The organism is Elstera sp. (assembly GCF_044372965.1).
Taxonomy (GTDB): Bacteria; Pseudomonadota; Alphaproteobacteria; order Elsterales; family Elsteraceae; genus Elstera.
Map to the genome: position 1 here is coordinate 1 of NZ_JBILQX010000124.1, position 10,589 is coordinate 10,589.

The 10,589-nt window shown below is 62.1% G+C and carries 12 protein-coding genes; 9 read left to right on the plus strand and 3 right to left on the minus strand.

Annotated features, from left to right (window positions below; all coding sequences use genetic code 11):
• The 4 genes from ACIQ36_RS14245 to ACIQ36_RS14260 all read left to right on the plus strand — a co-directional run.
• Window positions 1-760 (plus strand): ABC transporter substrate-binding protein (locus tag ACIQ36_RS14245; RefSeq protein ID WP_395830405.1); only part of this gene is annotated, 760 nt, incomplete at its 5' end.
• 29 nt (window positions 761-789) lie between these two features.
• The gene (locus ACIQ36_RS14250) at window positions 790-1,518 is read left to right on the plus strand and encodes a hypothetical protein (protein ID WP_395830407.1); all 729 of its coding nucleotides are present in this window, start codon (window positions 790-792) and stop codon (window positions 1,516-1,518) included.
• Between the two features lie 119 nt (window positions 1,519-1,637).
• Window positions 1,638-2,897 (plus strand): ATP-grasp domain-containing protein, encoded by a 1,260-nt coding sequence (locus ACIQ36_RS14255; RefSeq protein WP_395830409.1) that lies wholly within the window; start codon window positions 1,638-1,640, stop codon window positions 2,895-2,897.
• A gap of 150 nt (window positions 2,898-3,047) precedes the next feature.
• Window positions 3,048-3,848 carry a substrate-binding periplasmic protein gene (locus ACIQ36_RS14260; RefSeq protein WP_395830412.1) on the plus strand — a complete coding sequence of 267 codons (801 nt, stop codon included), beginning with the start codon at window positions 3,048-3,050 and terminating at the stop codon, window positions 3,846-3,848.
• Here ACIQ36_RS14260 and ACIQ36_RS14265 read toward each other — a convergent pair.
• The gene (locus tag ACIQ36_RS14265) at window positions 3,845-4,462 is read right to left on the minus strand and encodes a LysE family transporter (RefSeq protein ID WP_395830414.1); all 618 of its coding nucleotides are present in this window, start codon (window positions 4,460-4,462) and stop codon (window positions 3,845-3,847) included. The two genes, ACIQ36_RS14260 and ACIQ36_RS14265, sit on opposite strands and share 4 nt — an antisense overlap.
• A gap of 125 nt (window positions 4,463-4,587) precedes the next feature.
• On the opposite strand from ACIQ36_RS14265, the gene ACIQ36_RS14270 reads away from it, so the two are divergent.
• The 4 genes from ACIQ36_RS14270 to ACIQ36_RS14285 all read left to right on the plus strand — a co-directional run bounded on the left by ACIQ36_RS14270 (window position 4,588) and on the right by ACIQ36_RS14285 (window position 7,882).
• On the plus strand, window positions 4,588-5,439 hold the full coding sequence (locus ACIQ36_RS14270; protein ID WP_395830416.1) for a LysR substrate-binding domain-containing protein: 852 nt from the start codon (window positions 4,588-4,590) through the stop codon (window positions 5,437-5,439).
• A gap of 176 nt (window positions 5,440-5,615) precedes the next feature.
• Window positions 5,616-6,320, plus strand: coding sequence for a glutathione S-transferase N-terminal domain-containing protein (locus tag ACIQ36_RS14275; RefSeq protein ID WP_395830418.1), 705 nt, complete (start codon window positions 5,616-5,618; stop codon window positions 6,318-6,320).
• A gap of 8 nt (window positions 6,321-6,328) precedes the next feature.
• The gene (locus ACIQ36_RS14280; protein WP_395830420.1) at window positions 6,329-7,126 is read left to right on the plus strand and encodes an AraC family transcriptional regulator; all 798 of its coding nucleotides are present in this window, start codon (window positions 6,329-6,331) and stop codon (window positions 7,124-7,126) included.
• Window positions 7,127-7,201: 75 nt separating this feature from the next.
• A complete protein-coding gene (locus ACIQ36_RS14285) occupies window positions 7,202-7,882 on the plus strand; it encodes a B3/4 domain-containing protein (protein WP_395830422.1) in 681 nt (226 codons plus the stop codon).
• Here ACIQ36_RS14285 and ACIQ36_RS14290 read toward each other — a convergent pair.
• A complete protein-coding gene (locus tag ACIQ36_RS14290) occupies window positions 7,879-8,661 on the minus strand; it encodes an AraC family transcriptional regulator (protein ID WP_395830424.1) in 783 nt (260 codons plus the stop codon). The two genes, ACIQ36_RS14285 and ACIQ36_RS14290, sit on opposite strands and share 4 nt — an antisense overlap.
• Window positions 8,662-8,760: 99 nt before the next feature.
• On the opposite strand from ACIQ36_RS14290, the gene ACIQ36_RS14295 reads away from it, so the two are divergent.
• Entirely contained in the window at window positions 8,761-9,699 is a 939-nt protein-coding gene (locus ACIQ36_RS14295) for an MBL fold metallo-hydrolase (RefSeq protein WP_395830426.1), read from the plus strand.
• Between the two features lie 3 nt (window positions 9,700-9,702).
• Here ACIQ36_RS14295 and ACIQ36_RS14300 read toward each other — a convergent pair.
• Window positions 9,703-10,589, minus strand: an 887-nt coding sequence (locus tag ACIQ36_RS14300; RefSeq protein ID WP_395830428.1) for a penicillin-binding protein activator, incomplete at its 5' end; no start/stop codon positions are given.

Genomic DNA, 10,589 nt, shown 5'->3' on the forward strand with positions numbered 1-10,589 from the left:
CGATTTGATCTTCACCATCTTCACGCCGATCACGCAGGCCATTTTGGGGGCTCACGACGCGGCGGACCCTAGCAAGTTTATTACCGATATTCCGGTTGTGTTTAGCTCGGTAACAAATCCGGTTGCTTCAAAGGTCGTGCCCTCGTTGGAAGCGCCAGGGCGCAACTGCACGGGAACGCGCCATATTGCGCCGTTGGACACGCAGGTCCGCACGATCAGCCTGATGAAGCCGGTGAAAAAACTGGCGATTATCTATAACCCCGCTGAAAGTAACATGGTTGTTACGGCGGAGGAGTTGCGCACGCTGCAACAACCGCTCGGCTTCCAGATGCTGGATAAGCCGGTTCCGATGGATGCGGAAAAAAAGCCCAATGCGGCGGCGATTCCCGATCTGGTTCGGGCGGCGGCGCAAGAGGGGGCCGATTTTATCTATATCGGCCCGGATACGCTTGTGGGCTCGAACAACAGCAAGGCCGTTGCCGATACGGCTTTGGGGCTCAAGATTCCCACCTTCTGCGCAACGGAACTGCCCGTGCGTCAGTCCGAGATGCTGATGGGGCTCGTCAGCCGTGCCTATAACGTCGGCCGATTTGCGGGGTATAAAGCCAGCGAAATCTTGGTTGGCGGTAAGCCCGCGCAGGCGGTGCCGGTTGAAACGCTGAAGCGCTTCTCCTTCATCATCCGCATTCCTGTTGCGCAAAAGCTGGATCTATATCCGCCGATGCGCCTGCTCAATATCGCGGAAGTCATCACCTCCTAGGGGGGCGGCTGACCTATTGGGAATGGGAAATGGTGATTTCGTGCGCACAATGGCTAGATAGCGGGATTCTCGCGGCACCAAGCGCGCCGGAGAAGGGTCTACCGTTCCATTTCCGCCGTTTGGGCCAGGAGGATCGCGACGCGATTGTCGCGTTTCGCGCGATGGTTTTCGCCGATCTACCCGACCCGGATATGTATGTGCCGGAGGTCCCGGAGTTCGTTGATTGGCATTTGGAGGGGGAGCGCGGCTTTACCTTCGGCCTATTCATCGAAAACCAATTGGCGGCGGTCACGGTCTTGGGCCTCCCCAAGCCCGGCATGCCTAATTTCGCCACCGATCTCCCCGCGCCGCCGGCCAGTCTTGATGAGGTTGCCCATATCGCAAGCTCGATGGTCGATCGGCGGTTTCGCGGGTTTGGCCTGCAGCGGCGGCTTTTCAACTATCGGGCCGTAATGGCCTTTGGGGCCGGGCGGCCTTTTCTCACCGCGCGGGTGGCGCTCACCAATCCGGTAAGCTGGCGCAACATGCTGGGCTGCGGCATGGTTGTTGGACAGCTTTTGGTGATGCATGGCGATAAGCTGCGCTTTTTGTTCGTGCGGGACTTACGCCAAGCCCCCCTGGAGTTTGCCGGGCCCGAGCGGTTGGTGCCCCTGTTCGACGTTGACGCCCATCGCGCGGCGTTGGCCGAGGGGTTGCTGGGGGTTAGGCCTATGGCGCATGAAGGGGCATATGTGTTGGCCTATTCGCGCGCCATATAGCGACTAACCATTTGATTGTTAACATTTTATTATCATTGTTGCTACTTTTTACATACGATGGTATAGATTTGCACTCTATGGTATGGCCGCCTCAGAGCGGCCCATGAGGAGCAAACCGCATGTCCACCCCCTGCGCGCTGATTGTCGATCCCTATTCGACGGGTGTTCTCTTTGCGGGTTACTTGCGCCGCCGGGGCTATCGCTGCATCGCGGTTCAAAGCGGACCCTCCCTCGTCGAATCGCTCCTGCGTACCTATCGCCCCGGTGATTTTGAGGCGATGATCGCCCATACCGGCGACCTTGACGCGCTGATGGCGCAGCTTGCGGGCTATGATATTCGCTGCGTGCTGCCGGGGAATGAATCCGCCGTTGAACTGGCGGATGCGTTGGGGGCTCGGCTTGGCGTGCGCGGGAACGATACCGCCACAACGCGCATTCGCCGCAATAAATTCGAGATGATCGAACGGATTAGCGCCGCCGGTCTTCACGCCGCCCGGCAAAAGTTGGTGACGACGGAAGACGAGGCGGGCGATTGGGCCGCAGCGCACGAGCGCTGGCCGGTCGTCATCAAGCCGCTCGATAGCGCATCGACCGATAATGTCCACGTCTGCCACTCGGAAGCCGAGGTGCGCGACGGGTTCCAGCGGATTGTGCATTCGCGCAATCTGTGCGGGTTACAGAACACGCGGGCGCTGGTGCAATCGTACTTGGATGGGCTGGAATATGTGGTCAATACCGTCAGCCGGGATGGCCGCCATTACATTTGCGACATTCTGGAGTCGCGCAAACGCGCGCTGAATGGATCGCCGCTGATTTATGATTTCTACCGGCTATTGCCCCCGCACGGCCCGGTACAAGACCAATTATCGCGCTATATTATTGGCGTCTTGGACGCGCTCGAAATCCGCAATGGCGGCGGGCATGCCGAAATCCGCATGACGTCGGATGGACCGGCCCTCGTCGAAATCGCCGCGCGCGCAATGGGGCCGCTCGATTCCACAACCACAATCGCCGACGGCACCGGCCATGATCAGGCGGAGTTGATTGTCGACGCCCTGACCGACGGGGCGATGTTCGAACGGCTCGTCGGCCATGCTTACGCGATGAAGAAGCACGCAATGGTCGTGTATTTGCCGTCAACGGTGGATGGAATTCTGGGCGAGTTGCCGATTCTGAACCATCTCGATACGCTGCCCAGCCTAAAAAGCTATCAATTGATTCCCAAGATCGGCGGTCCTATTCAGCGAACGATGGATCTAACCTCGGTTCTCGCCAAAATCTATTTGGTGCACGAAGACGGTGCCCAAGTCGATCAGGATTATGCCAAAATCCGTGAACTGGAAGAAGCTTATCCACCAAAGATTGCCGTTGCTGCGTAAGGTTCGGGAATTGGAATTTAAATTCTTATAAAAACTGATCTATTCAACTATAGATCGAATATTGCCGGTGTAACATTAAAGTCATTTATTCGGCATCAACCTGCCGCGCCCGGTAAAGCAAACTACGCGCTCTATACCGTGGGGGCTGGAATGATGTTACGCTATTTGACCGTAGGTCTCGTTGCCGTTGGGCTGGCTGGCCCGGCGCAGGCCGACGAAATCACCTTAGCGGCCGACGCTTGGTGCCCCTATAATTGCGCTCCCGGCAGCGAGCGCCCCGGCTATATGGTCGAAATCGCCACCCAAGCTTTCGAGAGCGCCGGGCACAAGCTGATCTACAAAACGATCCCCTGGGCACGGGCTTTGGCTGAGGCCGAAGCCGGTAGGTTGGCGGGGGTGTTCGGGGCCTCGCCCGATGAAGCGCCGGGCTTAGTCTATCCCAAACTCCCACTCGCCCAGTCTCGTAGTGTTTTGCTCGTGCGTGCAGGCGATAGTTTTACCTGGACCTCGGTCAAATCGTTGGAACCCCATGCCTTAGGCATTATTCTGGATTATACCTACGGCGCGGTGCTGGACCCTTACATCAAAGCCAATCTCAAAAATACGAACCGCATTCAGGTTATGGGGGGCGACGAACCGCTCAAGGGCAATTTGCGCAAGCTTCTCGCCGGGCGCATTGGCGTGACGGTAGATGACGCGGCGGTGATGGCCTATGAAATCGCCGACCAGAAACTTGCCGATTCGGTCCGCATGGTCGATATGTCGGATGCGGCGAACCCGCTTTATATTGGCTTCGCCCCCAAACTGCCCCAGGCAGCGGCTTACGCCAAACGGCTGGATGAGACCGTTGCAAGGCTGCGCGCGTCCGGTGACTTGGAAAAAATCCTTGCCCGCTATGGGCTGCGCGATTGGGAGAGCGCAAAACCCGCCTCCCACCCGGTTGGCAGCTAGGGCCGCAGCGTCGCGGTCGCCAGTACCGCCCCGAACCCGACGAGCAGCGCGCCAAAGGCCCGGTCGATCCAGTGTCGGACCGCGAGCAGCCGCACTTGCAGAACTCCCGTCGAGAAGAACAGCGCGACCAGCGCAAACCAACCGATATGGGCGAGGGCGATGAACGCGCCGTAGCCAATTTGCACCGCTACGGGCGTGTTTGGCTCGACCACCTGCATGAACAGGCTAACGATGAACACCGTTGTCTTGGGGTTCAGCGCGTTGGTTAGAAACCCGGTGCGCAAGGCGGCACCGTCCCCCATCGGTTGGGCTGTCTCGCTTGCGACAGTGCCGCCGCTACGGCCGCGCAGCATCTTGATCCCGAGCCACACCAAATACGCCGCGCCGACCAGCTTCAGCACGGTGAACAGCAGCAGCGACTGCTGAATGACAAGGCCGATTCCCAGCAGCGTATAGGTCACATGCACCAACACCCCGCCGCCGATGCCGAGCGCGGTGAGTACGCCGGCCCGGCGTGAGCGCAGCAGACTATTGCGCGATACCATCGCAAAATCGGGTCCAGGGCTGATCACCGCCAGCACGGTGATCGCGATAACCGCCAGAAGTTCGGTCATGGGTCTCTCTCCTTCGCAAAAACTGTTATAGGTGATGTACCCGCACACAAGCGCACTGAAAAACGATGATTTCTGAGATATACAGTGAGCTAAATTCACAGATAAAGTCAGAGCGCCTGCCACCCTTGGGCGCGCTGCGCTGCTTCGAGGCGGCGGCGCGGCGGGAGAGTTTCAGTCAGGCGGCGGAGGAATTGCACCTCACCCATGGCGCGGTGAGCCGGGCCGTGCGCGCGATTGAAGAAGAATTGGGCGTTGCTCTCTTCGAGCGGCGCAACCGCCGAGTTTATCTGACCGATGCCGGGCGGGTGCTGCATCAAGCGGCGGCGGAAGCCTTTGGCGTTATCCAAAGTGCTACCCGCCGCTTGCGTCGCGATGCGCAGCACCGGCCCTTGGTGCTTTCCTGCGAGCCGACCTTGCTGATGCGCTGGCTTATCCCGCGCTTGCCGGGATTTTCGGAGGCCCATCCCAGCGTGTCGCTACGTCTCGTCGCGGGCGGTGGGGCGGTGGCGTTCGGCGAGGGGATCGATCTTGCCATCCGCCGCAACGATCATCCGGTGCTGCCGGGCACCTTTGCCGAGGCGCTGTTCGACGAACGGGTCGGCCCGGTCTGTGCGCCCGTCCAGCAGGCGCGGTTTTTCGACGGGGTGCGGGTGCATGCCGACGCTCCGCGCCTCCACACCCGCACCCGACCCGCTGCATGGGCTGCTTGGGCGCAGCGCGCGGGCGTCACGCTCCCGCAGGGGCCAGAGGCCCTGTTCGAGCATTTTTATTTGAGCCTTCAGGCCGCCGTTGCGGGCTTGGGTGTCGCCATCGGCCCCTATCGTTTGGTCTGCGACGATCTTGCGAGCGGGCTGCTCGTCGCCCCGCTCGGCTTCACCCCCGACGGCACCCACTATCACCTGCTCACCCCGCGCCCGATTTTGCCCGGAACGGCGGAAGCGCTGCTCTTAGCCTGGCTGCGGGAAGTTCAGTCTTAAAGCTGGGCGCGATGTGCCGGGTGAGTGGAAGCTTACTCGCCAGCACGCCTTTAGCGCGCCAGCGGGCGGTACTGGAGGGGCTCGGCCTTGCGCGATGATCGATTTTTCAAAGCCCGGCTTGCCCCCGGTGCAGGGGTGCGGTCAGGATAAGGTCCTCTTCTTCCCAGGAGCCGCCTATGTCCGACCTTTCCGCCTTTCCGATCACCCAGCGCTGGCCCGCCCAGCACCCCGATCGGCTTCAGCTTTACTCGCTACCAACGCCGAATGGGGTGAAAATCTCCATCATGCTGGAAGAGATCGGGCTACCCTACGAGCCCCATACGATCAACATCGGCCAGAATGAAACCTGGGGGCCGGAGTTTTTATCGCTGAACCCGAACGGCAAAATCCCGGCGATTCTCGATCCTAACGGCCCCGGCGGCCAGCCTTTCGCCCTGTTTGAATCGGGGGCGATTCTGGTATATTTGGCGGAAAAGACTGGCCAGTTTCTGCCCACCGACCCGGCCCAGCGCTATGAGACGCTGCAATGGCTGTTCTTCCAAATGGCCGCTGTCGGGCCGATGTTCGGCCAACTCGGCTATTTCCATAAGTTCGCTGGGCGCGAGATTGAGGATAAGCGCCCGCTGGAGCGCTACCGTGCCGAAAGCCAACGGCTGTTGGGCGTGCTCGAAACCCGGCTGGAAGGCCGAACCTGGATTATGGGCGATGCGTATAGTATCGCCGACATTTCGCTACTCGGCTGGGTGCGCAACCTAATCGGCTTCTATGGCGCGGCCGACTTGGTGGATTACCCGAGCCTCACCCACGTTCCGGCTTGGCTTGCGCGCGGATTGGCACGTCCGGCGGTTCAGCGCGGCCTCGAAATCCCGGCGCGGCCGTAAGCGGCGATATGGTGCGGTCGGCCCCCGAGTTTCAGCTTCTGCCTTGCACTCTTCCGGGGGTGCGGGGGGTGCGGGCCGACACGCGCCACCAGTTCCCAAAACATTTCCACGAGAGTTTTGGCATTGGCCTTATCCATCGTGGTGGGCACAAATCGTTAAGCGGGCGCGGGATGGTCGAAGCCGGGCCGGGGCAGGTGATTACGGTCAACCCCGGCGAAGTTCACGACGGCCGCCCGATTGGCGAGGCGGGCCGCTTCTGGAGCATGCTGTATCTGACCCCTGCGGCGATGGCCGAGGCGGCGCGCGGGATTGATCCGGGCCGGTCGGGCGATATCGAGTTCACCCAACCCGTGCTGTCCCATGGATCGGTGGCGACAGGCTTGGCCCGAGTCTTTGGCGCAACCGGCGACGCTTTCGCGCAGGACGAGCGTCTGATCCTCCTCTTCGCGAGCCTCCTCGGCCGGAAATCGGAGACGATGGGCGCACTTCCCCCCGGCTTGCGCCATGCCCAAGCGTTGATCGACGCCGATCCGGGCGCGCCGCTCCAGCTCAGCGATCTGGCGGCGGTTGCAGGTTTGAGCCGCTTTCAAATCGTGCGCGGCTTTACGCGGTTAACAGGGCTCACGCCCCACGCCTATCTTGTGCAACGGCGCTTGCACCAGGCCCGCCGCCTGATGGCCGAGAGTCTGCCTTTGGCGGAAGTCGCGGCGGCGTCGGGCTTTGCCGATCAAAGCCATTTCACCCGGCTCTTTACGCGGCAGTATGGCGTGTCACCGGGAACCTTCGCCCGGGCGGTGCGCGCTTGATCTGCAATTTTCTTCAAGAAACCGAAGCGGCATGTGCGGTTAGCTGAGCCCTCGCGTTCACAGGGAGGGTCTAGGATGTTTTCTCACGCACCGGAGATTTGGGCGGATTTCCCCGAGCTTGCCGCGGGGGTGCTCACGGTCGAGGGCCTGCGCAGCGACAGCGAGATTACCCCGGCTTTGACCCCGTTGCACGCCCGCGCGCTGGAACGGTTGGCGGCAGGGCCGGAGGGGGAGTTTCCCGAAATTCAGGCGTGGCGGCGGGCGTTTGCCAAGCTGGGCGTAAAGCCGACCCAATATCGCTGCGCCAGTGAAGCCCTGTTGCGGCGCTTGCGGCAAACCGGGGAGGTGCCGACGATCCACCCGTTGATCGACCTGTGTAACACCGTCTCGCTCGCAACAGCCCTGCCGATTGCGGTTTTCGATCAGGCGTTGATTGAGGGCGCGCTGACGGTTCGGTTTGCCCAAGGCGATGAGCGGTACGCGGCGTTTTCGGGCGAGGTGGAAACCCCGCCTGCGGGCGAAGTCATCTTCGCCGACGCGGCCGGGAACGCCCACGCCCGCCGCTGGTGCAATCGCCAGAGCCGGGCCTCGGCCGTGACCTTGGGAACCGAACGAGCTTTGATTGTCGTCGAGGCACTCCATGCCGAGGCTGCGGCGGACGTTCAGGCGGCGCTCGACTTGCTGGCCGAATACCTCAGCCCCCGGGCGGTTAAGCCCGCTCGGCTTACCCAGAGCGCTCCCCTCTACCCATTCTAGGAAGGCATCCGTCCAAAATCGCCCCCCTCCGGCGTGTCGGAAAAATAGCGCGCCGGGGTGGTGCCGAAGGTGAGGCGAAAGGCGTAGGTGAAGCTGCTTGCGCTGTCATAGCCTGCTTGAAGCGCGGCATCGAGCACGGCTGCGCCCTCGGCGAGGGCTACCAATCCCACCAGTAAGCGCGCGCGTTGCCGCCAGGTGCCAAGGCTAAGGCCGGTTTCGCTTTGGAACAACCGCTCCAAGGTTCGTAAGCTCGCACCTGCCTCGGCGGCCAGGGCGGCCAGCGAGCGGGGGTCGGCGGGTGCGGTGCGCAGATGGTCGGCCAGGCGGCGCGCGCGCGGGTCTTGCGGGTCGGGCAGATGCACGGGCTCCTGATCGGCGGTGGCCAAACGGTCCAAAAGCACCTGAGCCAGCCGGTCTTCCGGGCCATCGGCGGGGTAATCCCAGGGGGCTTCGGTCTGCGCCAGAATCAGCGCTCGGAGGAGCGGCGATACACTGAAGACGGCGCAATTCTCCCATTCGGCGGGAGTGTGTATTAAGTAGAGCGTGCGCAGTTCTGCCGGACGCCCTAAAGCCACCCGATGCAGCAGCCCGCCCGGAATGCCCAAGGCCCGGTTCGGCGGCAACACCCAACGGCCGCGCGCCGTGATCACCGTCAGCGTGCCCGTAACGGCATAGATCACCTGTGCCCGCTCGTGGTGGTGCGTTTCACCTTCGCCGGGGGTGAGCGTGTCGGCAAGGCCGACGATGGGCGCACGCGCCGTATCGGGATCACGGATCATGACGGAATATCGATAGTTAATGGCAGTCGATCGATAACACGCCGGAAGCCCCCGGCGCTAGGGTGTGCCCATCGCATCCTGTTGTTCTGGAGACTGAAGATGACCAACTCTCTCGTTACCGCCGCCGCCCTCAGCCTGGGCCTTGTTGCCGGGGCCGCTCAAGCCGGGCAGTTGCATGTGTTCAAATCCGACGCCAATGGTTTTGATACCAAAACTTTCTGGTATGACGATGGCCGCGAAGTGACCGTCATCGACACGCAGTTCACCCCCGGTCTTGCTGAAGCTTTTGTGGCCGATATTCGCAAGCAGACGACATCGCCGATCCGCCGGGTCATCGTCACCCACCCGAACCCCGATAAGTTCAACGGCCTCAGCGTGTTCCATAAGCTTGGCGCAGTGTCGATTGCCTCGGCGGCAACGGCGCAGGCGCTGCCGGGGGTCGATACCTATAAGCGCTATTTCTGGGTGGAAATCGCCAAAGCCTTCACTGCCGAAACCTACCCGGCGCTGGCGCCGATCCAGCAGACCTTCAGCGGCTCCACGGTGATTAAGCTCGCCTCGGGCGAAACTCTCACCCTCACCGAGTTGAAGCATTCTGGCGTGTCCAGCACGCAAACCGTGGTGAAGATCGATGCCACCGGCGATCTGTTGGTGGGGGACTTGGTGCATCACGGCGCGCATGCGTGGCTGGAAGGCGGGATTGTCAACGGTAAGCCCAAGCCTGATCTCGCGGCATGGCGGGCGGCCTTGGCCGAACTTCCGGCCCTGGGCGGCAAGATCATCCACGGCGGGCGCGGCGCTTCGGCCCCCGTGGCAGAAGCGGTTGCGGCGCAAACCGACTATCTGACCGGGATCGAAAAACTCACCCGCGCCTATGTGACCGGCTTGGGGGCAAAGGCCAACGAACTTGCCGCGCCCGCAACCGCCGCCCCCCATTACGCCGCGCTGGAAAAGCAGGCCGCGGCGGCCTATCCGAACCGCGATCTGTCCTATCTGGTTGGCTACGGCATCTATGGTTTGGTCGATGCCATCCGCTAAGGTTTAGTTGGTCGGCGGCAGGAAACTTCCCGGCGCGGGGGCGATTTGTTTATGCGCCCCGCGCTGGATTTCCCAAACGGCGAGGCCGCGTTCGGTGCCGCCGTCCATGTTCAAGCGAAACAGCCCTTCCACCCCGGCAAAACCATTGGGATTGGTCAGGGTCGAGTCGGAGAAATTCGGCCCATTGGTGAGTTTGGCGATGACGGCGGTCAGCGCGACCGCGTCATAGGCGAGCGAGGAAATCCGGTTCGGCACCGTGCCATACGCCGCTTTAAATTTTTCCTCGAACGGTGCGCGCCCAGCAGGATCGGGGGCAGCGTACCAAGCGCCGACGAAGCCGGGTTCGGCCCCTAGGGAGGTGTCGTCCCACTGGGGCATGCCGACGAGGCGCACGTCTTTGACGTCGATATCGTAATAGGGAATCCACGGCCCCATCTGCTTCAAGCGCGACACCGAAAGCTCGCCAATGACCAGTACTTGATAGGAGGGCGGCGGCGGCGGATCGGCGCGGCGGCGGTCATATTCCGCCGTGCGCCGGATAATGCCTTGGAAGTCGGTCGCGTTGGCCGGATAGCTATCGGCGCGGACGAGGCTGCCGCCCGCTTGCGGCAGGCCGCGTTCCAGGCTGGCGGTAAGCTGGCGGCCAATCGGCGCATCGGGCACGAGGGCGGCATAGCGGGTTGCCCCTTTCTCCCGCGTGATGGCAATCACGCGTTGCAGCGCTTGCACCGGCGAGAGGCCGAGCACATAGACGCCGGTTTGCGCGACCGAGCGGTCGTTAGAGAAGCTGATGACCGATAGGCCCGCCGCTTTGGCAATCGGCGCAACCTCGGCCACTTGGGCGGCAAACAGCGGCCCGATGATGATATGCGCCCCGGCGGCAACGGCGG